General features: G+C 40.7%; 26 protein-coding genes. 10 read left to right on the top strand and 16 right to left on the bottom strand.

What is annotated here, in order from left to right; translation table 11 throughout:
- Nucleotides 1–10: 10 nt before the first annotated feature.
- The 7 genes from panC to AAGD16_RS12205 form a co-directional block, all read right to left on the bottom strand.
- Nucleotides 11–859: a pantoate--beta-alanine ligase gene (panC, locus tag AAGD16_RS12235; protein WP_016900475.1), complete on the bottom strand. Its 849-nt coding sequence runs from the start codon at nucleotides 857–859 to the stop codon at nucleotides 11–13.
- The gene (gene panB / locus AAGD16_RS12230) at nucleotides 859–1,653 is read right to left on the bottom strand and encodes a 3-methyl-2-oxobutanoate hydroxymethyltransferase (RefSeq protein WP_016900473.1); all 795 of its coding nucleotides are present in this window, start codon (nucleotides 1,651–1,653) and stop codon (nucleotides 859–861) included. The genes panC and panB overlap by 1 nt, the downstream gene beginning before the upstream one ends.
- A gap of 30 nt (nucleotides 1,654–1,683) precedes the next feature.
- Nucleotides 1,684–2,169, bottom strand: a complete 486-nt coding sequence (gene folK / locus AAGD16_RS12225) for a 2-amino-4-hydroxy-6-hydroxymethyldihydropteridine diphosphokinase (protein ID WP_016900471.1) — start codon at nucleotides 2,167–2,169, stop codon at nucleotides 1,684–1,686.
- 3 nt (nucleotides 2,170–2,172) lie between these two features.
- On the bottom strand, nucleotides 2,173–3,471 hold the full coding sequence (pcnB, locus tag AAGD16_RS12220; RefSeq protein WP_024602358.1) for a polynucleotide adenylyltransferase PcnB: 1,299 nt from the start codon (nucleotides 3,469–3,471) through the stop codon (nucleotides 2,173–2,175).
- A 305-nt stretch (nucleotides 3,472–3,776) separates the two neighbouring features.
- Entirely contained in the window at nucleotides 3,777–4,673 is an 897-nt protein-coding gene (gluQRS, locus tag AAGD16_RS12215) for a tRNA glutamyl-Q(34) synthetase GluQRS (RefSeq protein WP_096038716.1), read from the bottom strand.
- Nucleotides 4,674–4,686: 13 nt separating this feature from the next.
- Complete coding sequence (gene dksA, locus AAGD16_RS12210; protein ID WP_013465738.1) at nucleotides 4,687–5,130, bottom strand: RNA polymerase-binding protein DksA; 444 nt, start codon at nucleotides 5,128–5,130, stop codon at nucleotides 4,687–4,689.
- A 222-nt stretch (nucleotides 5,131–5,352) separates the two neighbouring features.
- A complete protein-coding gene (locus AAGD16_RS12205; RefSeq protein WP_128583336.1) occupies nucleotides 5,353–6,336 on the bottom strand; it encodes an AraC family transcriptional regulator in 984 nt (327 codons plus the stop codon).
- Between the two features lie 144 nt (nucleotides 6,337–6,480).
- Here AAGD16_RS12205 and AAGD16_RS12200 point away from each other — a divergent pair, with 144 nt between their 5' ends.
- The gene (locus tag AAGD16_RS12200) at nucleotides 6,481–9,030 is read left to right on the top strand and encodes a penicillin acylase family protein (RefSeq protein ID WP_377112047.1); all 2,550 of its coding nucleotides are present in this window, start codon (nucleotides 6,481–6,483) and stop codon (nucleotides 9,028–9,030) included.
- Nucleotides 9,031–9,072: 42 nt separating this feature from the next.
- Here the strand turns inward: AAGD16_RS12200 and sfsA are convergent, their stop codons facing one another.
- Nucleotides 9,073–9,792, bottom strand: a complete 720-nt coding sequence (gene sfsA / locus AAGD16_RS12195) for a DNA/RNA nuclease SfsA (RefSeq protein ID WP_377112044.1) — start codon at nucleotides 9,790–9,792, stop codon at nucleotides 9,073–9,075.
- 269 nt (nucleotides 9,793–10,061) lie between these two features.
- Between sfsA and pepB the strand changes: the two genes are divergently transcribed.
- The gene (pepB, locus tag AAGD16_RS12190; RefSeq protein ID WP_028835718.1) at nucleotides 10,062–11,360 is read left to right on the top strand and encodes an aminopeptidase PepB; all 1,299 of its coding nucleotides are present in this window, start codon (nucleotides 10,062–10,064) and stop codon (nucleotides 11,358–11,360) included.
- Nucleotides 11,361–11,535: 175 nt separating this feature from the next.
- On the top strand, nucleotides 11,536–12,102 hold the full coding sequence (locus tag AAGD16_RS12185) for a phosphoribosyltransferase (protein WP_008111161.1): 567 nt from the start codon (nucleotides 11,536–11,538) through the stop codon (nucleotides 12,100–12,102).
- Between the two features lie 49 nt (nucleotides 12,103–12,151).
- Here the strand turns inward: AAGD16_RS12185 and AAGD16_RS12180 are convergent, their stop codons facing one another.
- Nucleotides 12,152–12,808 carry a Crp/Fnr family transcriptional regulator gene (locus AAGD16_RS12180; protein ID WP_013465733.1) on the bottom strand — a complete coding sequence of 219 codons (657 nt, stop codon included), beginning with the start codon at nucleotides 12,806–12,808 and terminating at the stop codon, nucleotides 12,152–12,154.
- Nucleotides 12,809–13,086: 278 nt separating this feature from the next.
- On the opposite strand from AAGD16_RS12180, the gene AAGD16_RS12175 reads away from it, so the two are divergent.
- A complete protein-coding gene (locus AAGD16_RS12175; protein ID WP_024602364.1) occupies nucleotides 13,087–13,323 on the top strand; it encodes a YgjV family protein in 237 nt (78 codons plus the stop codon).
- 27 nt (nucleotides 13,324–13,350) lie between these two features.
- Here AAGD16_RS12175 and AAGD16_RS12170 read toward each other — a convergent pair whose 3' ends face one another.
- The 5 genes from AAGD16_RS12170 to AAGD16_RS12150 form a co-directional block, all read right to left on the bottom strand.
- Nucleotides 13,351–15,039: an amidohydrolase gene (locus AAGD16_RS12170; RefSeq protein ID WP_377112039.1), complete on the bottom strand. Its 1,689-nt coding sequence runs from the start codon at nucleotides 15,037–15,039 to the stop codon at nucleotides 13,351–13,353.
- Between the two features lie 209 nt (nucleotides 15,040–15,248).
- Nucleotides 15,249–15,485 carry a calcium-binding protein gene (locus tag AAGD16_RS12165; protein ID WP_016900453.1) on the bottom strand — a complete coding sequence of 79 codons (237 nt, stop codon included), beginning with the start codon at nucleotides 15,483–15,485 and terminating at the stop codon, nucleotides 15,249–15,251.
- Nucleotides 15,486–15,493: 8 nt separating this feature from the next.
- Nucleotides 15,494–15,730: an EF-hand domain-containing protein gene (locus AAGD16_RS12160; protein ID WP_036956583.1), complete on the bottom strand. Its 237-nt coding sequence runs from the start codon at nucleotides 15,728–15,730 to the stop codon at nucleotides 15,494–15,496.
- A gap of 156 nt (nucleotides 15,731–15,886) precedes the next feature.
- Nucleotides 15,887–16,114, bottom strand: a complete 228-nt coding sequence (locus AAGD16_RS12155; RefSeq protein ID WP_024602367.1) for a hypothetical protein — start codon at nucleotides 16,112–16,114, stop codon at nucleotides 15,887–15,889.
- A gap of 12 nt (nucleotides 16,115–16,126) precedes the next feature.
- A complete protein-coding gene (locus tag AAGD16_RS12150) occupies nucleotides 16,127–16,360 on the bottom strand; it encodes a cag pathogenicity island protein Cag25 (RefSeq protein WP_013465728.1) in 234 nt (77 codons plus the stop codon).
- Nucleotides 16,361–16,656: 296 nt separating this feature from the next.
- Here AAGD16_RS12150 and AAGD16_RS12145 point away from each other — a divergent pair, with 296 nt between their 5' ends.
- From AAGD16_RS12145 to AAGD16_RS12125, 5 genes are read left to right on the top strand one after another with little or no spacing between them, the layout of a single operon-like run.
- Nucleotides 16,657–18,111, top strand: a complete 1,455-nt coding sequence (locus AAGD16_RS12145) for an ATP-binding protein (RefSeq protein WP_377112034.1) — start codon at nucleotides 16,657–16,659, stop codon at nucleotides 18,109–18,111.
- Nucleotide 18,112: 1 nt separating this feature from the next.
- Nucleotides 18,113–18,646, top strand: coding sequence for a hypothetical protein (locus AAGD16_RS12140; protein ID WP_033102858.1), 534 nt, complete (start codon nucleotides 18,113–18,115; stop codon nucleotides 18,644–18,646).
- A gap of 2 nt (nucleotides 18,647–18,648) precedes the next feature.
- Nucleotides 18,649–19,998 carry a sigma 54-interacting transcriptional regulator gene (locus AAGD16_RS12135; RefSeq protein WP_335675234.1) on the top strand — a complete coding sequence of 450 codons (1,350 nt, stop codon included), beginning with the start codon at nucleotides 18,649–18,651 and terminating at the stop codon, nucleotides 19,996–19,998.
- 24 nt (nucleotides 19,999–20,022) lie between these two features.
- Entirely contained in the window at nucleotides 20,023–20,523 is a 501-nt protein-coding gene (locus AAGD16_RS12130) for a DUF1543 domain-containing protein (protein ID WP_377112030.1), read from the top strand.
- 26 nt (nucleotides 20,524–20,549) lie between these two features.
- A complete protein-coding gene (locus AAGD16_RS12125) occupies nucleotides 20,550–21,701 on the top strand; it encodes a murein transglycosylase domain-containing protein (RefSeq protein WP_377112027.1) in 1,152 nt (383 codons plus the stop codon).
- A 5-nt stretch (nucleotides 21,702–21,706) separates the two neighbouring features.
- On the opposite strand, the gene AAGD16_RS12120 is transcribed toward AAGD16_RS12125, so the two are convergent.
- A complete protein-coding gene (locus AAGD16_RS12120; RefSeq protein WP_024602373.1) occupies nucleotides 21,707–21,925 on the bottom strand; it encodes a hypothetical protein in 219 nt (72 codons plus the stop codon).
- A 142-nt stretch (nucleotides 21,926–22,067) separates the two neighbouring features.
- On the opposite strand from AAGD16_RS12120, the gene AAGD16_RS12115 reads away from it, so the two are divergent.
- Nucleotides 22,068–23,309 (top strand): multifunctional CCA addition/repair protein, encoded by a 1,242-nt coding sequence (locus AAGD16_RS12115; protein ID WP_377112024.1) that lies wholly within the window; start codon nucleotides 22,068–22,070, stop codon nucleotides 23,307–23,309.
- 18 nt (nucleotides 23,310–23,327) lie between these two features.
- Here AAGD16_RS12115 and AAGD16_RS12110 read toward each other — a convergent pair whose 3' ends face one another.
- Complete coding sequence (locus tag AAGD16_RS12110; RefSeq protein WP_010387666.1) at nucleotides 23,328–23,483, bottom strand: hypothetical protein; 156 nt, start codon at nucleotides 23,481–23,483, stop codon at nucleotides 23,328–23,330.
- Nucleotides 23,484–23,599: the final 116 nt, after the last annotated feature.

The following is a 23,599-nucleotide window of genomic DNA, read 5'->3' as shown; positions in this document are numbered from 1 at the left end:
TACACCAGTATTAAACTTCAACCTGTATATTGTCGATTAATCTAACACTTCCTAAAAAGGCGGCAGCTAAAATAACAAATCGTGTATCTTCGAGTGTAGCAGCTTTTAATGTATCTCGTTGAGCTATCGAAAAATAATCTGGTTTTAGCCCTGCGCTTTCTAAAGTCGCTTTAGCATCAGCTTCAAGAGTAGCAAACGCTTTATTTCCGCTTTTTAGTTGCTGCGCACAGTGATTTAAAGTGTTGAATAAAATCGTAGCGGTTTGCTTTTCATCACTTGATAAATACCCATTGCGTGAGCTCATGGCAAGGCCGCTAACTTCACGCATCGTTGGCACACCAATAATTTCTACTGGTATCGACAAATCACGGGCCATTGTTTTAACAACTTGCAGCTGCTGAAAGTCTTTTTCACCAAAGCAGGCGTAATCAGGTTGGACTAAGTTAAATAGTTTAGTGACAACTGTTGCTACACCTTTAAAATGACCAGGACGTGAGCCGCCGCAATAGCCCATCGAAATACCTGGTACATCAACAAAACTTTGCACCCCTAAGCCATTTGGGTAAATAGCCTCTACACTGGGGATAAACAAAATATCCGTTTCAAGATCGGCTAAACCTTGTTTATCGGCATCTAAGGTACGCGGATAATTGTCTAGATCTTCGTTAGCACCAAATTGCATCGGGTTAACAAAAATACTAACAACGACTTTGTCGGCCAGTGTTTTTGCTTTTTCTACCAACGAAAAGTGACCGCGGTGCAGGTTACCCATAGTAGGTACTAGTGCAACACTTAAACCCGCTTGGCGCCAAGCTCTTATTTGACTGCGTAATGATTTAATTTCAGTGATTGACTGCATTATTTAAACTCGTGTTCAGCGCTTGGAAAAACGCCGCTTTTAACATCGTTACAATACTTTTTAACAGCGGCAGGCATGTTGCCTGTTTCGAGTAAAAAGTTTTTTGAAAATTTAGGAATGTAGCCTGCAGAAATACCGACTAAATCGTGCATAACCAAAATTTGGCCATCGGTTACATTGCCCGCACCAATCCCTATAGTCGGAATGCTTAATGAGTCAGTAATACGTTTTGCTAAGGCACTTGGAATACACTCAAGCACGAGTAGTTGAGCACCCGCTGCCTCTAATGCTTTTGCATCGGCAATAATTTTTTGTGCTTGTGCTTCTTCACGGCCTTGAATTTTAAAACCACCAAATACGTGCACAGATTGCGGCGTAAGCCCTAAATGCCCACACACCGGAATACCTTGCTGAGTAAGTGATTTAATGCTGTCATGCAGCCATTCACCACCTTCAAGCTTGATCATATTAGCACCTGCGCGCATCAACTCTGCGGCATTTTTACAAGCATCATTTGGATTTGCATAGGTCATAAATGGTAGGTCGGCAATAACAAATAGGTCACGGCTTCCAGCGCGAACACAGCGAGTATGGTACGCAATTTCTTGGTTTGTCACAGCGAGTGTGTCATCGCCACCTTGTAATACCATTCCCAAAGAATCACCGACTAAAACAACTTCAACGCCATTCTCATGAAATAGCTTAGCAAAACTGGCATCATAAGCTGTTAACGCAGTGATTTTATTACTTTCAGCCTTCATTTTATTCAAAGTTGAAACGGTTATTTTAGACATAATATTCTCGCAGACATAAGCCTTAGTTAATTACAGCGGTAATTGTTGTAAGTCGTTAAGCGGTAGGTTATTTGCTATCTGTTTGATAGATGCGCCGCTTGGTAAAATAAGTTCGGGTGCAATTTCTTGCAGCGGGTAAACAACAAACTCTCTCTCGTTTAATCCGTAATGAGGCACCGTTAAACGTTTAGTATTTATAACCTGCTCACCAAATAATAAAATATCAATATCCAGTGTGCGTGCGCCCCAACGCTCAGCCTTTCTGACTCGACCATGCTCCAGCTCTATGGCTTGCGTTAAATCAAGTAACTGCTCTGGCTGTAGCGAGGTATTGATACAGGCAACCGCGTTCACATAATCGGGTTGATCTTGTGGCCCCATAGGCTTGCTCGCATAATAATGTGAGCAAGCGATAAACTCGCTGTTAGGCAAGTTTTTAAGTGCAACAACAGCATCATCAAGTTGTTTTTTAGGTGTATTAAGGTTGGCACCTAAGCCTAAATAGACACGTTGCATTATTTACTCAGCTGGTTTTTTAGTGGTGCGCCGACGAGGACGCTTACGTGGTTTTGGTCCACCTTGATGACCTAGCTCTCGCACCATTTCTTTTTGGCCATTAATATCTTGACTCAAGTACTGTGTCCACCACTGTGCAAGCTCTGTATGCTCAGTTTCACCGGCATCAACACGCAGTAGTAAAAAGTCATAAGCGGCTTTAAAACGAGGCTGCTGTGTTAAGCGATAGGCACGTTGGCCTGCACGTTTGTCTAAACGTTGTTGAATATGCCAAATATCACGGGCGCCTAACGTAAAGCGTTTTGGCACTGCAATATGCTGAGCGTTCTCACTAAGTACTTTATTAATTGCTTGGGCAAAGGCATCGTATTCAGAGAGTTGTTCTTGACGTCGAATTTTTTCAGTACGTTCAACCAATGGAAACCACAGTAACGCTGCAAATACAAACGCAGGGGTGACTTTTTTCTCTGCATTAATGCGGATGTCAGTGTTTGCAAACATTTGCTTGATGAAGGTTTCTTCAAGCCCGCCTGGGTTTTTATCCAAAATGCGGTCAAGCTCTGGGAATAACGATTTAAATAACCCGTATTTGCGCAGCATTAAAAAGTTTTGTTGTGCTTTGCCGTTTAAAAACAGCTTGAGTATTTCTTCAAACAAACGTGCCGGTGGAATGTTATCAAGCAAGCTAGCTAGAGCGGTTATTGGCTTTTCGCTTGCAGGTGCTATTTGCATATCGAGTTTAGTAGCAAAGCGCACTGCACGAAGCATACGCACGGGGTCTTCACGATAGCGTGTTTCAGGGTCGCCAATTAACTCAATTTGTTTTGCCTTTATGGCCGCTAAACCATTGGCGTAATCATAAATACAAAAATCATTGATTGAGTAATATAAGGCATTGATTGAAAAATCACGACGCTCGGCATCTTCTTCAATGCTGCCAAATACGTTGTCGCGAAGTAGTTGCCCATGTTCGCTTGATTGGCTAATTTGATTTTTGTCTTCTTGTGCTTCGTGATGGCCGCGCATGGTGGCCACTTCAATAATCTCACGACCAAAAACAATGTGCGCTAAACGAAAGCGGCGGCCAATTAAACGGCAGTTACGAAACAGTTTTTTAACTTGCTCAGGGGTTGCATTGGTTACAACATCAAAATCTTTGGGTTGTTGACCTAACAATACATCGCGAATGCAACCACCAACTAAGTAGGCATCATAGCCACCATCTTTTAGGCGATAGAGTACTTTGATTGCATTTGGGCTAAATTGTTTGCGAGAAATACCATGCTCACCTCGAGGGATCACCAACGGTTCACTGCTGATTGCGACATCTTCGGCACTGGCATTCGGGCCGATAATTTGTCGACAAAATTGAAAAAGCTTGGAAATAATAGTCTGTCTCCTAGAGAAGCGGTTGATTGACTCGCCATTGCAATCAAAATGACAACAAGTACCTTCTCATAGAGCTGTACTTACTGTTTTATGTAATTAGCATATATTTAGGCGGCTATCATATACCAGCAAGGTGGAAAAATTAAGTTGCAGTGCTGAAATTAAGCCATTTTTAACGATTTTATTTGAATTTGTTATACCCAATCCGCGAAAGAGCGTTAAATCTGTATTTCACGCGTAGTGGGAACGCGGCTTAAGTTAAAATGTGCCACGCCCCAAGCAAGTAATTGCTCTGTGGTTAAATCCATAAGTTGGTCGTGGGTTGGCAAACCTAAAAAGTTAAATACCGCTATCAAAGTCGGTTTGGGATTTTGTTTGCAAATAGCGGGGGCGTAATTTTGTTTAGAGAGTTTAAATCCAGGTTTTGCTACCGCTAAAGGTAAATGAGCAAATTCTGGAATAGGGTTATTAAGTTGCTTAAACAGACTTATTTGACGGGCGGTAGGTTCAAGTAGATCAGCGCCTCGTACAATTCGATTGATCCCTTGCTCAATGTCATCAATAACCACCACCAGTTGATAGGCAAATAAACCGTCGCTACGTTTTATAATGTAATCTTCATGGGCCAGAGCAGGGTCAACGTCAATACGCCCCTGAATAAGGTCGTTATAAGTCACAGTTGCATGGCATTGAGTTAAGCGAAGGGCATGACCCTGTTCACTGAGTTGGCTATGTTTACATTGCCCTTGATAAATTCCACCTAGCGCTTTTATTTGCTTACGAGAGCATTGGCAGGCATAAATAAGCTGTTGTTTTGACAGTGAGTTTACTGCATCTTGATAAATAGTAAGACGCTGTGTTTGATACACAACGTTTTCATCCCAATTAAGGCTGTAGGCGTCTAAGGTATTTAGGATATCGGTGGCTGCGCCTTTAACAACGCGAGTGGTGTCTATATCTTCAATGCGTACTAACCATTTCCCTTGGTTAACTTTTGCATCTAGGTAGCTACCTACAGCCGCCACAAGTGAGCCAAAATGTAACGGCCCCGAAGGAGACGGTGCAAATCGGCCGCGATAGTCAGATACTTGCGCGGTAACGGCTGTAGAAGACATGGCTATAACTTAATTAGCCGCGTCCAGCTTGCTTTTCTTTAATTTCGGCAAGTGTTTTACAGTCTACGCATAAATCGGCAGTAGGACGTGCTTCTAAACGACGAATGCCAATTTCAATGCCACAAGACTCACAAAAACCAAACTCGTCTTCTTTAATTAAGTTGATTGTTTTTTCAATTTTCTTAATTAATTTGCGTTCGCGGTCACGAGTACGAAGCTCTAATGAGAACTCTTCTTCTTGTGCTGCGCGGTCAACGGGATCAGGAAAGTTAGCTGCTTCGTCTTGCATGTGTGACTTAGTACGATCAACTTCGTTCCGTAAATCATTACGCCAAGTTTCTAAAATTGTTTTAAAATGAGCACGTTGTGCTTCATTCATGTACTCTTCACCCGGTTTTTCTTGGTATGGTTCTAAACCGGCTTGAGCCAATAAACCATGTCTTTTTTGGTCTGGCATAACTCTCTCCTAAATCCTTAATTTAATGCCTCAGCATTAGCCGGCGGTATAAATAACAGAAACTCATACCCTAGGCAAATTTATTTTTAAATAATCGAATTAGCTTCAACCCTGTTTACCCATATAAAAGTAGCAAAAGCAGTGTTTATACTTTTTTATTACAGTATCGGTTTATAAACTGGCGTTGTTATGTGGGCAAAAATAATAAAAACAACTTATCTTTTACTTTTCGGTTAAGTATTTTTTAGGCGTAATACAATACCAGCGTTTAAAAGCACGCTGAAAAGCGCTTTGTTCAGAAAAGCCCAGCGCAGTGGCAATGTTTAACGAACTGAGTCCTTGTTTTAGTAATATAAGGGCTTGTTGTTTGCATATTTCGTCAATAATTTTGCTGTAGCTGGTGTGTTGTTGTTTTAAGTAACGCTGTAGGCTGCGAGTTGATAGCGCTAATGCCTGAGCAGCTTGCTGAACACTTAAACGCTCTGGCAGGTGTTGTGTTATTAGCGCTTTGAGCTGACTAATATACTGAGCTTCGTGGTTATAGTTAATAGCCTGTGCGGCTAATAAAGTTTCTAGCTCGTTATTAGCGCCTTTTAGTGAGCAGTGTAGTAATTGGCTATCAAAGATCATGCTATTTGTTGTGCTATTAAACTCAATAGGACAGTTAAATACACTTTGATACTGTTTAACTTCATTGATGGGCGGTTGTTGGCGCATTAATTTTATTTGGCTGAGCATCAACGGGGCTTGCCATTCACAACATTGTTGAGCAAAAGCAAGCCAGCTACTAAAAAGCTCATCTGCCATGAAGTGTGTGACTGGTGTTTTGGGGTGCCATTCTAGGCTGCTGTGTTGTTGGTGATGATGTAGGCTAATAGTGCCAATGTTTCTAACTAAGGTATGCAGCTTTAAAGCATGTTGTAATGCGCTTAATAAAGAGTCACTCACTAAAGCAATATGCCCAAGTAATCCCCAGTTTTGCGCATTAAGCGCTTGACCAAACTCTAATCCTACTGTGTTCCTATTTAAGTGTTTTGCGCCAATGGCCATGAGCTGTTCGTAATCAGCAAGCGGGTATTTATAGCGACTGTTATTAAGTTGCTGCCCTCCTTGAGTAATATTATTAAGTAAGTGTTCTTTATTCAGACCTTGAGAAGCTAAGTAACTAGTTAAAGAACGAATAATTTGGCTACTTACAAAATACATAAAATATCCTTTTCTAGACGGTTAAAGTTTAAGCTGCCCTAACTGGCGCGCAAAGTCAATTTTGTGCGTTTGAGGTCAAGATTTTAATAAGTATTTACGGCATGGTTGTAAAGTTAAACAATAATAATGACAAGGAACACCACAATGAAGCCCCATTTACTCTCACTTTGTATCGCCAGTAGCCTACTTTTAATTGGTTGTAGCGAAGACAATGACAATAACGTTGCACCACCAATTGTCGTGGTGCCTGATCCCGTTCCAGAGACGAGCGCGCCAATAATTGCATTTGATGACGATAATAAACTTGATGCGAATATCCGTTGGACTACCTTCGGTGTGCCGCATATCACTGCTGATAACTTAGAGAGCTTAGCGTTTGGTAGTGGTTATGCTTATGCTAAAGATCATGCGTGTCTATTGATGGATCAAATTATTAAAGTGCGCGGTGAACGCTCGAAATACTATGGTCCAGATAAAGTACCAGGCAGTGGCGACTCAACGCATTTAATTTCTGACTTTGGTTATAAAGCCTTGGGTGTGAATGAATATGCTCAAGCCAATTATGATCAATTAGAAGAGAACAGCCGAGCGCACTTTGAAGGGTTTGTGCAAGGCTTTAATAAATACGTTACTGATACGGGGGTTGATAATTTAGCGCCGGAGTGTGCCTCTGCACCTTGGGTTACCAGTTTAACAGCACAAGATATGTTGGCGTACTCTATGGCTACAGTGCAGCTAGCCAGCTCGGCTAACTTTTTAGAGCTCGCTTTTTTAGCAAACCCGGGTGATGCGAATGAGTATCTGCCAATGCCTACGTCAGAGCAGCCAAGTGCTGTGTCTTCAATGGTAGGCAATATTAATCAGCGAGCAAAGCAATTTAAGCTAGAGAAAAAATTTGATCACTTAGGGTCAAATGGTTGGGGGCTTGGTAAAGATATGATGGCCAATGGTAAAGGTGGTCTATTAGCAAATCCTCATTTTCCTCATGAGGGCAATTTACGCTTTTGGCAATCACACCTAACCATTCCCAACGCTATGAATGTAATGGGGGGCAGTTTGCAAGGGATGCCAGGAGTGATCAATATTGGTTTTAATGAGCACATAGCTTGGACCCATACTTTTTCTACAGCACGTCATTTTTTAATTTATCAGCTAGCACTAAATGAAAATGATCGCATGGGTTACAGCGTTGAAGGTGATAATTATGAAATTACTTCAAAAACAATTAACGTTGAGGTAACTGTGGCACCAGGGACCACAATTACACTTAGCAAACCGTTTTACTATAGCCACCATGGTTTAATGATTGAAACACCTGCCGCAAATGGTTTAGGGTGGAACGACAGCCAAGCATTTACCATCAAAGATGCCAATGAATTTAATATGGATGTGGTTGCTCAGTGGTCAGCTATTAATCAAGCAACCAGCTTAGAAGAGATGAAGGCCTCGTTTGCTAAATACGATGGCGTTTCATTTAATAACACCATGGCCAGCGATAAAGAAGGTAATGTCTTTTTTGTTGATGACAGCACCGTTTTGAAACTGAGTGATACCGCAAATATGGCAATTCGTTTGCAACCTGAATTGGTTGCACTTAGAGAGTCGACGGGCTTTGATTTAGTACCTGGTAACTTAAAGTTATTTGAGCCGCAAGGCGTTGTGCCTTTTGAACAAGCTCCCCAACTAAGTCGCACTGACTACGTACAAAACTCAAATGACAGCTATTGGGTTACTAATCTTGAACAACCTCTTGTGGGCTTTGCTGCGCAATATGGCGATGTTCATCAGCCATTATCATTGCGTACCCGTATGGGTTTGAAGCTCATAAAAGAGGGAGGCGGTGAAGACAGTAAGTTTGATTTGGCTGAACTTGAAAATGCGCTAGTAGGCAATCGTATCTATTTAGGTGAATTAGTATTTGATGATTTAGTTGCCCAGTGTAAAGCGCGTGGCGCAACACCGGTTACACTAACTAATGGAGCAAGTATTGACCTAACAGCTGCCTGCGCCGTGTTAGAGGACTGGAATGGCGCTATGAACCTTGATACACAAGGTGCTGCGTTAATCAGAGAGTTTGCTCACTTATTTAATGGTGATGAATACTTATATGATAATTTTGATGTGACCAACCCTGCAAATACGCCAAATACCTTACTTGCCGATGGCTCTGCGTTAACGGCATTAGCGCATGCAGTGCTTAATTTACAAAGCAATGGCGTGGCATTAAACAGTACTTTAGGTGAGCTGCAATTTGTTGAAAAAACGCTAGCAGGCGGCATTGCTTCAGGCGAGCAACTTCCTTGGAGTGGGCCAATGAGTGTGGAAGGAGGCTTTAATGTGTATCGTTTTGATCGCAGTAGCAGTCGTTCATTTTCTACGGTGATCCCATATATCGATCATCAAACATTGGATGATGCGATAACAGGTAAACCGTTAGCGTCAAATTTAACAGCCAGTGGTTACCCTGTTAATTACGGATCGAGCTGGATGTTTGTGATGAACTTTACCGATGATGGTCCTGTGGCAAAAGGATTACTGACTATGTCGCAAAGTTCAGACTCAAGTTCAGAACATTTTGATGATCAATCGCGTTTTTACTCAAATACGCCAGTATTAAGACCCATCTTATTTAAAGATGCAGATATTAATCTAAATTTAATTAATGAAATGGATTTATCAATGAGTAAAGAGTAAGCACACTTTGAGCGCCAGTACGAATGCTGGCGCGCTGTTTACCTAGTCAATAAACGGCACTTTTTCAATTAAAGTAACTTCACTCGCTGAAATGTGTGCTTTATAAGCTAATACTTCTACGCCTTGCTCAATGGCCTCGCTAAGCAATTGTGCATAGATTGGGTCAATATGCGCTGCTGCACTGACTTGTGTGATGCCTTGGTGCAGCACTGCAAATAGTAATACCGCTCGATGCCCTTGTTTTACCATGTCGATTAATTCACGAATATGCTTTTGCCCACGAACAGTTTGGGCGTCAGGGAAGTAGCCTTGACCACTTTGTGGACGATCTTCGCTCAGCAGCGTGACTGATTTAACTTCAACATAGCAATTGGCTTTGCTGCTGTGGGTAAGTAAAAAGTCGATGCGGCTGTTTTCACTGCCATACTTCACTTCACTTTGTATGTGTTGATAGCCTGTAAGCTCATCAATAACCCCATTATTAAGTGCTTCTTCGACCACTTTATTGGCGATAGCGGTATTTACACAAATAAGCTGTGATACATTATTTTGCGTCAGCTCTAATGACTGCGGGTACTTTCGCTTGGTATTACTGCTGGTGGAATAAAAGGCAGTAAAACCGGCATCGGCACAGCCCGTCATCTTACCCGTATTAGCACAGTGAGCGGTAAAAGTAGTGCCATCACTGAGCTCTAAATCAGCTAAAAAGCGTTTGTAACGCTTTAATAAAGTGGCAGATTGTAATGGCGGGGTGTACTTCATTTATTACTTCCTTATGTAACCTGAGCGCTGGATAATAAGTTTATTTCAAATAGTTGTTTTAGCGCTAACTGCGTTGAGTTCATTTTTTCTAGAGATAATAAACTTAAATATTTTGATAGCTCAATATGTTAGCAAACTTAATAACCTGAGTTTAGGGTAAGTGAAATTGAGGTTTACAGGCCGGTTGAGGTTATTCACCTCAAGCAGTTGGGAACTTAAGCGCTCTATAGTAAACTCAACCGCACATTTAAGTGCAAGGATATTCTAACATGAGTGAAAAATTTGTTGTTCAATTAAGCGAGCAGTTGGCACCAGGGCATTGGGGCGAAAGTGCGTCATTATCTTTTAACGAACACGGCGCAACGGTTCATTTATCTGAGCAAGAAACATTAAAAAATGTGCAAAAAGCGGGTCGTACAATTGCAAATCAAGGCATTAAAAATGTTGTTCTTGAGGGTGATGTATGGTGCACAGAGAGCCAATGGGCTTTTTACCAAGGCTTTGTATCACCAAAAGTACTAAACGGTGTTGAGTTTGTTGATAACGCACAATCTGATCTTAAAGAACTCGCTGATTTAAAAGCATCGGCAACGTGGGCACGTGAAATGATCAATGGCACCGCCGATGACATTTACCCAGAAAGCTTAGCTGAAAAAGCCGCTGAATTTATTCAATCACTTGCACCAGAGCATGTTAGCTATCAAATCATAAAAGGTGATGCGCTATTAGAACAGCAGTGGATTGGTATTCATGCCGTTGGTCGTGGTAGTGAGCGTCCGCCAGTATTACTTGAGCTTGATTACAACCCAACTGGCGATGAGAACGCACCGGTAAGCGCAGCACTTGTTGGTAAAGGTATTACGTTTGACTCAGGTGGTTACTCAATTAAACCAAGCGAAGGTATGTTGGGTATGAAGTGCGACATGGGTGGTGCAGCAACGGTAACCGCAGGTTTGGCACTGGCAATTAGCCGTGGCGTAGAAAAGCGTATTAAGTTGTTTTTATGTTGTGCAGAGAACTTAATTTCGGGTAATGCATACAAACTAGGTGACATTCTTACTTACAAAAATGGCACAACCGTTGAAATTGTAAATACCGATGCTGAAGGGCGTTTAGTATTGGCTGATGGCTTAATGGCCGCAGGCGAGACAGGCGCTCCACTTATTATTGATGCGGCAACCCTTACTGGTGCCGCCCTTGTTGCTGTTGGTCAAGAGTACAACGCATTGTTTGCCCTTGATAAAGAGCTAGTGCGTGAAGTGGAAGACTTTGCGTCACAAGAAATGGAAGCCGCATGGCCATTACCACTTGAAAAGTGGCATCAACAAAACTGCCCATCGCCGTATGCGGATACAGCAAATAGCCGCGCCCAAAAAGGCGGTGGTTTCGGTGGTGCATCTAACGCCGCTGGTTTCTTATCTCGCTTTGTGCCAAACGATGGCAAAGGCTGGGTACACATCGATTTAGCTGCTGCATTTAATATGGGTGGTAGCACAAGTCAATGGGCTTCAGGTGCAACTACACAAGGTATGCGCACCGTAGCACGTACCCTACTTGAAAAGGCATAATCTACTGAGATTACGCATTAGTTAAAAAATAGGTACCTTAGGGTGCCTATTTTTTTATCCGCCAAACAAGCAATTTTGTTTTATTTACGGTAAAATCCTTCGCCATTACGTGTTTGGGCATCTATTTTTATTTAAACCTCGCTCAAATATTATACATACCACTGGGATCCTTACTATGTCAGAAAAGTGCTATATCACGGCTCAACAATTACTTGAAGATTCATTCCGCGTAGCGGCACAAGTGTATAAAGATGGCTTTCGTCCAGATTTTATTATTGGTATATGGCGCGGTGGTGCTCCAATTGGGATTGCGGTTCAGGAATATTATGATTACAAAGGCATAGAAACGGATCACATTGCGGTTCGTACCTCGTCTTATTACGGTATTGGTAAGCAATCAAAAGAAATCAAAGTACATGGTTTACACTACATAGTTGAAAACGCAAATGCAGGTGACTCTTTACTGATTGTTGACGATGTTTTTGACTCAGGTCGTAGTATTGTAGCGTTAAAAGAGAAGCTCTCTGAGCTAATGCGTTTAAACTTACCACGTGATATTCGTATTGCTTGTCCATACTACAAGCCAAAAAATTCAAAAGTTGATACAGTGCCTGATTACTACATTCATGAATCTGAAGAATGGTTAGTATTCCCGCATGAATTATCAGGTTTAACGCCGGATGAAATTATTGAAGGTAAATCTGATTTAGCTAAAATCCACGATATTTTACTTGAAAAGTAAACGTGATTTTGCTCAATAAAAAAGGCCTTAGTGGCCTTTTTTATTGTCTTTAAAGCTGTGCAAAGCTATCTACATAGTCACTTAATTTGGGAATATCGACAGCTTGTAGTCCTTGTGTGCTTCTTTGCACTAAGTTTTTCTCTACTAACTCACTCACTACACGCCTGTATGCACGCTCAGTGGTTGCAAAGCGCTCAGCTTCTGCATTTACCGTAGGGTAAGCACGTAATAAAGTGGGATTGTTATTCTCTGCACGTAATAAGCAGTCTTTGGCAATATTGTAGCTCAACGGCAGTAACAGCTTATCTAAATTAATTTTTTGATTTTCTTGAAACTTAGCCGCAATCGTTTGCGCCGTATATAAGCTTAGCTCGGGTTTATCGAGCAATAATGCGCGCCAATGTTTTAATTCAATCAAGTTATACGTGACATCACTAAAGCAGGTTACCGTGTAAATGCAGGGGTTATTATTAAGTGCTTCAATTTCGCCAATTAGGGTATTGTTACAGTCGAGTTGGCCAAGAAGCAGGCGCCTGCCATTACCTACATCGTAACTAAACGATACAGTTCCACTTCGCACTAACACCAACTTAGTTAACGGTTGGTCTTGCTGTATTAATATTTCTTTTTTTGATTGCTGAAAACTACTGCCGGCAAACGTCAGCAGTTGATCAACAAGGTAACTGGAAAAATGGTATTGAAACATCAATCATGCTCTTCGGACAATTGTCCTATTTATTACACCTTAATGACGATAGCATTAAGATTAAGAATTTATGCTAACTTGCCCACGCCGTTAATATAATTAATAGCGTTAAATGACCTTCATTCTTCCGTGTAATGATTAAAAATTGTGGTATTAACCAGTATATTTTAAGGTTTTATTGGTAAGTTAGCTTTTTTATTTTAACTACTTCGTAGCGTAGCTTAATAATGTACTAAAATTTAACGCGTAATACTAACCTAAAGCCTAGGAGAGAACAATTGAGTTGGGAATATTTAGGTTATTTAGCATCCGTCTTATTAGTCATATCATTAACCATGACTGATGTAACCAAACTACGTTGGTTTAATTTATTGGGCTGTATTGCGTTTACTTTTTACGGTGCGGCTATAGGCTCAGTGCCGGTGGCTTTTACCAACGGCTTGTTGGCTTTGGTTAATATTTATCACATTATTAAGCTATATCGTCAGTCAAAAGTTGATACAAAAAAGGGTTAACGCAAGTTAACCCTTTTTTGTTTTTAATTACTCCGCTTTTGTGGCATCTTTTTCGTAGCGTAACGTACCCGCAATCCACGTTTGCAGCACCTGAGTTTTGTATAGCTGCTCAATGGGGACTTTAAAGTAGTCTTGATCAACCAGTATAAAGTCAGCCCATTTACCTTGCTCTAAACTCCCTAGCTTAAACTCTTGATGCGCTGCATACGCGCCGCCAAGGGTAAACGCACGTAATGCATCTTCTCTGCTTAACACTTCACTGGCGCGCCAACCGTTTTCAGGCAATTGATTATGATCCATACGTGTAATGGCAGAATATAAGCCATCAAACGGGTTCGCGAGCTCGACAGGGTAATCAGAACCCGCTGCAATAGTCGACCCCTGCTCTAAGAATGTTTGCCAAGCGTATGCGCCTTGGAGTTGTTTATCGGTTAAACGCTGCTCTGCCATATGCATGTCAGATGTAGCATGCACAGGTTGCATTGATGGAATTATTTTCAGGGTTTTAAAGCGCGGAATATCCTCTGGCGAGACGATTTGTGCATGCTCCATGCGATTACGCAGTAGTATACCACCGGTTTGCTTAAATACATTTTGATAGGCATCGAGCACAATTTTATTTGCTCTATCGCCAATGGCGTGGGTATTTGCACTAAACCCGCTTTTAAAAGTGAGTGTAAATAATTGTTCTAGCTTTTGTTGGGTTTCAAGCATTAGGCCAAAGTGGTTTGCTCTGTCTGCGTATTCTTCAATAAGCGCGGCACCGCGTGACCCTAAGGCACCGTCAGCGTAAATTTTTACACTGCGAATAGATAAAAAATCTTGAGCATCTTGATACCGACCCGCTTTAAGCATCATGTTTAAATCTGGGCTTGCTGCACTTAACATCGCTACAATTCTAAGCGGTAATGTACCTAACTCAGCGCGCTGTTTATAAACTTGCCACGTGGTTTTATCAATACCTGCATCGTGGGTTGAGGTAATGCCTAAGCTTAATAAATGTTTACCTGCGGCATCTAATGCATTGCTAACCGATTGCGCAGACGTTGCAGGCATATGTTGGGTAACCAAGATTTCTGCTTTATCTATAAAAATACCGGTAGGTTTGCCAAACTCGTCTTTTATGATTTCTCCACCTGCTGGGGCTGGTGTGTCAGCATTAATATTGGCAAGTTCTAGTGCTTTTGAATTAACCCAAATAGCATGGCTATCTACTCGCGATAAAATAACAGGGCGGTCGCTGACGACTTTGTCTAAATCAGCAGCGGTAGGGAAACGCGTGTCGGACCATAGCTCTTGGTTCCAGCCCCGACCAATAATCCAACCTTCTTTGCCTTTGGCAAATTCGTTGAGCTTAGCGGTTATTTCATCTACCGATTTTGCGCCGCGCACATCCAGCTGTGACAAGTTTTCACCCAGGCCAATTACGTGTCCGTGCGCATCAATGAGCCCTGGTAATAAGGTTTTTCCATTGGCGTCAATTAGGGTTGCGCCCGGGAAGCTATTTTTTAAGCTGTCAGGACCTGTTTTTACAACTTTGCCATCTTTTATGACTAAGGTTGTAAATGTATTTACTTCGCCATGGCGCATTTTTCCTTTGTATAAAGGGGTGTAGCCATTGGCATTATATATTACTTTCGTTTGTGCAATTGCCACACTAGATAAGGCGCAGAGGCTTGCTAGTAATACCGGTTTAATTAATTTATTGAGTTGCATAAGAGGTATGTTGTTATTATTTGTACTATCACAGTAGCAAACTCAAATTTAGAATACCAATAGCATAATTTATTAATAGTCGAATAAGTCCAGCTTTTAGCTAGAGCAAGCAAATTCGGGGGGGGGATAGGTTGCGTGTTAACAGGAAAGAATTTGTTTAATCTTCTCAAATAAAGCCTAATTAAGTAGGCTTTATTTCAGGGAGCTATTTATTTACTGGCGTACAAACTATATTCGCTTAATGACAATTGTGCGTCTTTGTCACGGTCGTAGCTGCCAAAGCGTGACCATAAAGCAGGATCACTGGCAGTTTCCGAACGAGTTAAAAAACCATCTTGATTACGGTCAAGTTTTTCAAATTCTGAGGCAATATAGCTATTTGTCGCAAAGCTCATGCAGCTAACAACAGTAAGCGTTAGTAAAATAATATGGCGGATAGGTTTCATCTAAATACTCAGTACAAATTGGTGGTTAGATAGTTTTTAAACTCAGTTAAAGAAATTCTGTTGTCTTGATTTTCATCCCAATTTGAAAATGAGTTTAATAGCTGAGGCTGAGCAGCAAGCTCGCTATGGGTTAAATACCCGTCGTTGTTGGTGTCTAGATGTTCAAAGCGTTGCTTTACATCAAGTGCAAATGCACTATGGCTAACAAATAGTAAAGCACCAATAAGGAGAAGCTGTATTTTCATGGTTGGCGTTCCAAGGCATATTTTAATTGCTGGCAGTAATGAAATAAAGCACTTGCCATAATTTAAATCCCAACATTAAATCCGTTTACACACTCCCTCAGGGATTATGGCAAATGCTTTTAACTCTATACTAATAGATTAAACTTGAATCTAAACTTAAGGTTTAAAGTTTTGGAATTCTTTTTTAGAAATCATCTCGTTATTATCTTTGTCTAAATCGGCAAACTGCTTAAGTAATTGTTTATCTTGCTTTGCCTCAACAAGCGATATTTGGTCATCCATATTTTTATCTAAATGCATAAAACGTACATTTAATGGCGATGCCAGTGCGGTGGCACTAATAGCTAAAAATAGGAGCGAAAAAGCACCAATTAGTTGTTTCATGAATGTACTCCTTTATTTTATAAACAGCTTAAATTCGTTTAGAGATATGAGCCCGTTTTCATCGGTGTCTATCTGTGCAAAGTTCTCATGTAATAAAGCATCTTCACCTGCTTCAGCTTCACTTAATGTGCCATTACTGTCTTTGTCTAAACGATTAAATTCAGCATCTACATCAAGGGCGAATAAATGAGTACTGGTTAGGCACAAACCGATAAGTGCAGCGTTCTGTAAATTGTTTTTGAACATTCCTTGGCTCTTTTTAGATTAATATTAATGTTCTCGTAACAAAAATGATGCCAATATTTATTTTTATTAATAATCAGTGAGTTATGTTTTTTTGTGATGATTGGTGCGTAATTTTTACAAGTAACTGTGTGTTTTATGCAACAATTTTGCAGTTATAAGCGTTTAAAATTTTTTAAATCAATTGCTTAACTTGTCGCTATTTAGAGACAGCAGGGGTTTTTATCCTTGATGGTTCAGCGAGTGTATAAGTTGAGCGCTTAATAATAGAACGTTTAAAAATAGTAAAGGACTTTTGTATGCCCGCAGTCATGGCTGAAAAATATAAAGCATTGATAAATTGGCGCCCCAATTTAATTGGCCAATTTGTAATGAGCATGCTGTTGTCGCTGTTGCCCTTATCTATAGTGGTTATTGTGTTTTTAAATGTATTAAATAAGCAATTAGCGGTCACTCAGCAAATTGTGAGTAATAATTACCAAGTAACTAAGTCGTTTAATCTGCTTAAGCAAGAGCTTAATAGTTTAGAAAGAGCAACTAGGCAAAACTGGGTATTAAAGAGCGACTCACTCGATAAGCTAATCGTAGATAAATGGCAATCATCATTGCAAAACGTCAATGAGCTAAAACAGCTTTCAAATAACCAAGTAAATACACACAAATGGCAACGGCTAACGGATACTTTGCAAACGGCGCATACTCAACTTGTGGTTGAAGCGCGTCAACAAGCTGAATTATTTGTGCCAATCAGCGAAATATTAGCGGAGCTAACATTGTGGTTACGTGAGGAAAATGAAGCCAAAATCACTCAAAACCAAATTAAGCTCACAAATTTACAAGCTTCCTTTATAAACTGGTTGATTGCACTTACGCCTTTAACGCTGCTTGTTGGCGGCGGTTTTTTGTGGCGCATAAGCGGGCGCTTAAAAAGCTTAACCTCAGTGATTGATAAATTAGGCCAAGGAGATTGGCAGCAAAAAATATCGGTGCAGGGATCAGCTGAACTCATAGAGTTAGGTAACAAGTTGCAGTGGGTGCAAGCGCAGCTGCATATGTTAGAACAACAAAAAGATACATTTTTACGCCACGTTACTCACGAATTAAAAACCCCTTTGGCTTCTATGGTTGAGGGCACTGAATTACTAGCCGATGAAATCGTTGGCCCCATCAATAACGAGCAAAAAGCGGTACTTGGGCTGATCAGTCAATCGATGGTGAGGCTACGTACTATGATAGACAGTTTATTGAGTTATAACGCCATTCGCACCAGTAAAGACAACGTCAGTGAAGTGGAATTTAATCAGCTAATAAAAAAGGTAAATAACCACTTTGAGCACCGCTTAAATGCGCGAGAACAATCGCTTATTTGGCACAATAGTTTACCTAATATTTCTCTTAGTTTGCCACGGGAGTTAATTGAAATGATTTTAATTCAGTTAATTTCCAATGGCTTAAAGTTTTCTCAGCCAAGCCAAGTCGTTACTATTAGCTTGAGTCTAGAAAATAACGGCCTAAATATGCAGGTAGCAGATGAGGGCTGTGGCATTAAAGAGCATGAAAGAGAGCATGTTTTTGGGGCGTTTTATCAAGGTAAACATACCAAAGAGATTAGCTTACAAGGCAGTGGTTTAGGTCTTACTATAGTCAAAGAGTCAGTTGAACAGTTACATGGGCAACTAAAAATTGAGCATAATGAGCCGCAAGGCTGTCGATTTAATACTGTCATTCCCTATAAAAATAAAGGAGTTAAATAATATGTCTGCGCGTTTAATGGCTATTGTATGGCTAACCAGCAGTCTTGTTTTTTTATCTGGGTGTGAAATAACAAACACTCAAACACAGGGGGAATCAGCATTAAATGTACCCTCTCAGCCAGATAGCAAAACGAATCAGCCAAACCCCAAACCTCGGCCAAAATCAGAGCCAATATATCCCTCTGCAGCGCAAGTTATTGCTTGGCATGCCAATCAGTGCGGTGGTTTCAAATTAGCGCCTAGCAATGAAACCTACTTAGGGGAGCAAGCTCTGAAAGCGTTTTTTAGTACAGCATGTTTAAAGCTTAGTAGTGACCCAAATACTGTGATGAGTCAATTGCTTAAGCTGGATCAGGCGTACTATTGGCCCGATGATATAAAGCACTATTTGTGGCTGCAAAAACAGCACGTATTAATGCAAATAGATGCAAAAAAACAACAGCAAGCATTGAACGCCAAAATGCAAAAAACCTTGTCGTCATTAGCCGCAATTGAACAGCAACTTTTATTACGTGAAGAAACCAAGGAGCAGTAACTATGTCAGTCACACTTCCATCAAGTGCTAAAGTTTTACTCGTTGATGATGATGCCAGCTTACTGCAATTACTGGCGATTCGAATTCAATCAAAGGGTTATGAAGTAACGACCTGTGATAGTGGTATGAACGCATTACAACTACTTAAAAACCAAGTGTTTGATGCGGTGATCACCGATTTAAGAATGGATGAAATGGACGGCATGGCGCTGCACCGACAGCTGCAAAACCGCTACCCTGCGTTGCCTGTTATTATGATGACGGCTCATGGATCTATCCCTGATGCGGTAGAGGCCACCAAGCAAGGTATTTTTGCCTTTATCACAAAACCCGTTGATAAAGATGAGCTATTTGACAGCCTAGCTAAAGCCATTGAGATACATGGGGTTAATAATGATGAAGTCGCCCCGCAAAGTAATATTGTCACCCGCAGTGGCGCTATGCTGCATTTGCTGGAGCAAGTGAAACTATTAGGGCCTACACAAGTTAACGTGCTTATTTCTGGTGCCAGCGGTACCGGTAAAGAGCTGCTTGCGCAGGCGATTCATCAGCATAGCCATGTTAGTGATGGTCCATTTGTGGCAATAAACTGTGGGGCCGTGCCTGGTGAGCTATTAGAATCAGAGCTATTTGGTCACAAAAAAGGGGCATTTACAGGAGCTGTAAAAGATCATCAAGGCTTATTTCAGCAAGCGCAAGGCGGTACCTTATTTTTAGATGAGATTGGTGATATGCCGCTTAATTTACAAGTTAAGTTGTTGCGTGTGCTGCAAGAAAAAACCATTCGCCCAGTGGGCTTTCAAGAAGAAATTCCTATTAATGTGCGAATTGTTTCTGCAACCCACAAAAACCTGCCTGAAGCGATAAGTAATCAGCAGTTTAGAGAAGATTTATACTACCGGTTAAACGTCGTAAACTTAAAGTTGCCCCCGCTGTGTGAACGCCGTGAAGATATTAGCTTATTAGCCAACTTTTTTAGTGCCAACATCGCAAAGCGTATGGAGCAAAAAGAAAAGCGCTTTGCAAACGATGCCATGCATGCCCTAGTAAGGTATGATTGGCCAGGTAATATACGTCAATTACAAAATGTAGTGGAGCAAGTGGTTGCGTTGACTCCTAGTGAGGTTATATCTGAACATTTAGTGCTTAGTGCGCTAAACAGTAATGAAAGTAACGTTGAGCCATTATCACTTAATGACGCTAAAAAAGAGTTTGAACGAGACTATGTAATTAATACCCTGAAAATGGCAGGAGGCAATGTGGCAGAAGGCGCCAAACTTGCCAAGCGTAATCGTTCTGATTTTTATAAGTTGATTAAAAAGCATGAGATTGACGTAGATAGTTTAATTTAATTTGGTTTTTAAAAGGAAGTGAGCATGCAGTTATTTATGGTGTATTTAGGTGGACGCATCCAAGGTTGTCACATAGAAATGCACGACGTACGTTTTGTGGTAGGCCAAAATATTGAGCAAACCTATACCAAATTAAAAAGCCAATGGGTGGGTGATAAAAACAGTGTACACATGGATAGCTACATGGCGGTTAATCACATTGATGGTTATAAAATCGAGGTAGTTGATAGTTATGTAGAGCAAAATAAGCAACTTTATTTTGTTAACTTAGGTGCTTACAGTAGCGACTCAATGGCAGAGCAACACGACTTTGCTTTGTATGTTGCCAGTAGTAGTGAAGAGGCGAAACAACGCGCTAAAAATGACTTATTAGCAGGGCTGAGTCATCTTCATAAAGATGATTTATATGATGTTGATGACTGCTTTGCGATTGATTTACTCGATAGTCAGCTTAATATTAAGCTAACCCCAAGCGGCCAAACACAACCAATTAAACCGGACTGGTTTGGTTATCATGTATTATAGTTGCTAAGCATTTGTTTGGATATTGTGTGAAAAAGTATGCGTTTATACTTTTGCTAGTTGGCTTAAGTGGCTGTAAATCACTGTCGGGTTTACCGCCCGTTGTTGATTTAAATAAACTGGTAAAGCAAGTAAAAAACGACCCTACCAATGTGGTTGCAATTCACAAGCAAGCACAAAAAACACACCGCTCTATTAAAGCACAGGTTGGTAGCGTAAAACAGCTTTTAGCCGCATTAGAAAGCGTTGCTGGGCGCAAGTGGGGTAAGCAAAATACGCAACAGCCTAGTGCAAAAAAATACGTCAAATACAGTAATGATTACCAAGCTCGTGCCATTATTGATTTTGAGCAAGGCACTGTAAAAGTAGAAACCATCGCGTTAAAAAATACAATAAGCTTGTTACAGCAGGCCATTGTTATGACCCTGCTGACCTCCAGCGACCCCGATAAAACCGATATTTTTACCAGCGAAGCCCCCATATTAGAAGGCGAACCATTTTTATATCAACAAGTACTCGACCAAGATAAGTTACCAATAAAATACTCTTGGCGAGCGAACCGGTTTGCGCGTTATTTAGTAAATAATAACTTAAAAAAGCAACGACAATATGGGCATCTTATTTCGTCGGTTAGCTTTGATTTAGTGGAGCAAAACACCCATTTAAGAAAGCAAAAGTACAGTGATTATGTGCTGGCGGCTGCAAAAAAATATCAAATATCGGCAGCGCTTATTTATGCCATTATTGAAACCGAAAGTAGCTTTAATCCACATGCGGTGAGCTCATCAAACGCATATGGATTAATGCAAGTGATCCCCGCAACTGCAGGGAGGGATGTGTATCAAAAAATTAAAAAAGTACCTGGGCAGCCAACCAAAGCGGTGTTGTTTAATCCAAAACATAATATTGATATTGGCAGCGCGTATTTAAGTATTTTAAAAAATAATTACTTACATAAAATTAATACCGATAAAAGTAAACACTTTGCAATGATCTCGTCTTATAACGGTGGGGCGGGTAATGTATTGCGTATATTTAATAAAAATAGAAGTGTGGCGTTTTCACAAATAAATCAGCTTACTTCAAGCCAGTTTTATAACATTCTCACCACTAAGCACTCACGTGCGGAATCAAGACGCTATTTATATAAAGTCACTAAAGCAGAAAAAAACTATCAGTAACTTATTTACTCATCACTTTCTTGTTGTTCACTTTTAGCTGCCATTTTAAAGGCCACTATCACTAAGCCAAACATAGCAAATGGAATCGCAGCTAACAAATACTCAACCAAATGACTGTCTTGAAAATTAGCTTGCAGCAAAAAATGCCCCGCAACACACATAATAATAACGATCAAAAGGATGGGCAGTAACCTAAGTTCTTTTTTTGCTGAGTGTTTTTTCATTAGTTAAGGTGAGTTGAGGTATAAAAAATAATGCACTATTGTAATGAGCTTACTAAAGCTTGGCAAACAACACTGATTTTTAAATTGCGATTAGGTATGATTAACATCAAAGAAAACCTTAAAAGTAGTGGTTGGGGATAAAGTGCAACAAAGCTTAAAGCAAGTTTACCTAGTTGGCGGAGCAGTACGAGATAAACTGTTAAACATACAATCAAAAGATAACGATTACGTTGTTATTGGTGAAACGCCAGAGGTTATGGAAGCGCTTGGGTTTTTACCCATTGGCAGCGATTTTCCCGTTTACTTACACCCACACACTAAAGAAGAATATGCACTAGGGCGCACTGAGCGTAAAAGTGGTAAAGGTTATACCGGCTTTGTAGTGGATGCGAGCCCCAATGTTACGCTTGAAGAAGACTTAGCACGCCGAGATTTAACCATAAACTCTATGGCACTTGACGAAAACGGCACTGTTATTGACCCGTTTAATGGTCAAGATGATTTAAAAAATAAAATACTGCGCCACACCACACACGCATTTGTAGAAGACCCGGTTCGGGTATTACGTATTGCCCGTTTTTTAGCCCGTTATGGTAGTGAATGGTCTATTCATCCAAGTACTACTGCATTAATGCAGGAGCTTAAAAATAAAGGCGAGCTGGAACATTTAGTGCCTGAGCGCGTGTGGTTAGAAACAGAAAAAGCGCTTGGTGAAAAACACCCAGAGCTTTATTTTCAAGCATTAGATGGCTTAGGTATTTTTCCTGAAATTGAGCAAATGAAAAACACTCCGCAGCCTGCAAATCATCACCCCGAGGGCGATGTGTTTGTACATACTATGTTAGTCCTTAGACGAGCAGCCGATTTAAACTTTAATTTAGAAACGCGTTTTGCTGCTTTAACTCATGATTTTGGTAAAGCGCTTAGTTACAAAAAACAGGGGAATTTACGCGGCCATGAACGTGAAGGGGTTGCGGTGGTTGAGGCCTTTTGTGAACGTTTAAAAGTACCTAATCGCTTTCGTGATATCGGTGTGCTTACCAGTGATAACCATACGCTTTGCCACACGCTTGAACAATTAAGGCCGCAAACCATTCATAAATTAATCGTCACTAATTTAAATGCATTAGTGCACCCAGAGCGTTTTATTGCCTTTACTCAAGCCTGTCAGTGTGATGCACAAGGACGAGGCGAAACGCTGGTAGATAAGCCTTATCCACAAGCCGCTAAATTACGTGCTATTCACAACGAACTACAAAAAATGGATAAAAAACAGATAGTGCAAGACGCGCTTAAAAGCGGTAAAAAAGGCCCTGAAATAGGCGAAACGGTCAAGCAGGCAGAAATAGACTGTATTAAAGCGTTTTTACAGCTTAATGGCTAACTTGTAAGGTTTGTGTAGTTAAGCACTACGAGCTAAAGCCTCAGCTTGCATGGCTTGTTTATTACTTACCTTGTGCTTTTTAGTCGCGCCCTGTTGAGCATGGTTATTGGCTGCATTAGGACGATATAAATCGAGAATAAACTCTATTTCTTCGGGTTCTAATAACTCTTTCATTTTGACTCCTCCTAGGTGAGTAGACTAAGACTGAGCGAATGAATTAAAAGTGAATCGTTACACTTGAGTGTGAATTAAATTGTAACTGCAAAGCTTTAAAATAAAGCGGTTTATAA

Source organism: Pseudoalteromonas sp. M58 (assembly GCF_042604605.1).
Lineage (GTDB): Bacteria > Pseudomonadota > Gammaproteobacteria > Enterobacterales > Alteromonadaceae > Pseudoalteromonas > Pseudoalteromonas tetraodonis.
This window is presented reverse-complemented; position numbering and strand designations above follow the sequence as displayed.

Coding starts and splice junctions, on each gene's coding strand:
- panC (WP_016900475.1), bottom strand. CDS start 859: ATGCAGTCAATCACTGAAATTAAATCATTACGCAGTCAAATAAGAGCT.
- panB (WP_016900473.1), bottom strand. CDS start 1,653: ATGTCTAAAATAACCGTTTCAACTTTGAATAAAATGAAGGCTGAAAGT.
- folK (WP_016900471.1), bottom strand. CDS start 2,169: ATGCAACGTGTCTATTTAGGCTTAGGTGCCAACCTTAATACACCTAAA.
- gluQRS (WP_096038716.1), bottom strand. CDS start 4,673: ATGTCTTCTACAGCCGTTACCGCGCAAGTATCTGACTATCGCGGCCGA.
- dksA (WP_013465738.1), bottom strand. CDS start 5,130: ATGCCAGACCAAAAAAGACATGGTTTATTGGCTCAAGCCGGTTTAGAA.
- AAGD16_RS12205 (WP_128583336.1), bottom strand. CDS start 6,336: ATGTATTTTGTAAGTAGCCAAATTATTCGTTCTTTAACTAGTTACTTA.
- AAGD16_RS12200 (WP_377112047.1), top strand. CDS start 6,481: ATGAAGCCCCATTTACTCTCACTTTGTATCGCCAGTAGCCTACTTTTA.
- sfsA (WP_377112044.1), bottom strand. CDS start 9,792: ATGAAGTACACCCCGCCATTACAATCTGCCACTTTATTAAAGCGTTAC.
- pepB (WP_028835718.1), top strand. CDS start 10,062: ATGAGTGAAAAATTTGTTGTTCAATTAAGCGAGCAGTTGGCACCAGGG.
- AAGD16_RS12185 (WP_008111161.1), top strand. CDS start 11,536: ATGTCAGAAAAGTGCTATATCACGGCTCAACAATTACTTGAAGATTCA.
- AAGD16_RS12180 (WP_013465733.1), bottom strand. CDS start 12,808: ATGTTTCAATACCATTTTTCCAGTTACCTTGTTGATCAACTGCTGACG.
- AAGD16_RS12170 (WP_377112039.1), bottom strand. CDS start 15,039: ATGCAACTCAATAAATTAATTAAACCGGTATTACTAGCAAGCCTCTGC.
- AAGD16_RS12165 (WP_016900453.1), bottom strand. CDS start 15,485: ATGAAACCTATCCGCCATATTATTTTACTAACGCTTACTGTTGTTAGC.
- AAGD16_RS12160 (WP_036956583.1), bottom strand. CDS start 15,730: ATGAAAATACAGCTTCTCCTTATTGGTGCTTTACTATTTGTTAGCCAT.
- AAGD16_RS12155 (WP_024602367.1), bottom strand. CDS start 16,114: ATGAAACAACTAATTGGTGCTTTTTCGCTCCTATTTTTAGCTATTAGT.
- AAGD16_RS12150 (WP_013465728.1), bottom strand. CDS start 16,360: ATGTTCAAAAACAATTTACAGAACGCTGCACTTATCGGTTTGTGCCTA.
- AAGD16_RS12145 (WP_377112034.1), top strand. CDS start 16,657: ATGCCCGCAGTCATGGCTGAAAAATATAAAGCATTGATAAATTGGCGC.
- AAGD16_RS12140 (WP_033102858.1), top strand. CDS start 18,113: ATGTCTGCGCGTTTAATGGCTATTGTATGGCTAACCAGCAGTCTTGTT.
- AAGD16_RS12135 (WP_335675234.1), top strand. CDS start 18,649: ATGTCAGTCACACTTCCATCAAGTGCTAAAGTTTTACTCGTTGATGAT.
- AAGD16_RS12130 (WP_377112030.1), top strand. CDS start 20,023: ATGCAGTTATTTATGGTGTATTTAGGTGGACGCATCCAAGGTTGTCAC.
- AAGD16_RS12120 (WP_024602373.1), bottom strand. CDS start 21,925: ATGAAAAAACACTCAGCAAAAAAAGAACTTAGGTTACTGCCCATCCTT.
- AAGD16_RS12110 (WP_010387666.1), bottom strand. CDS start 23,483: ATGAAAGAGTTATTAGAACCCGAAGAAATAGAGTTTATTCTCGATTTA.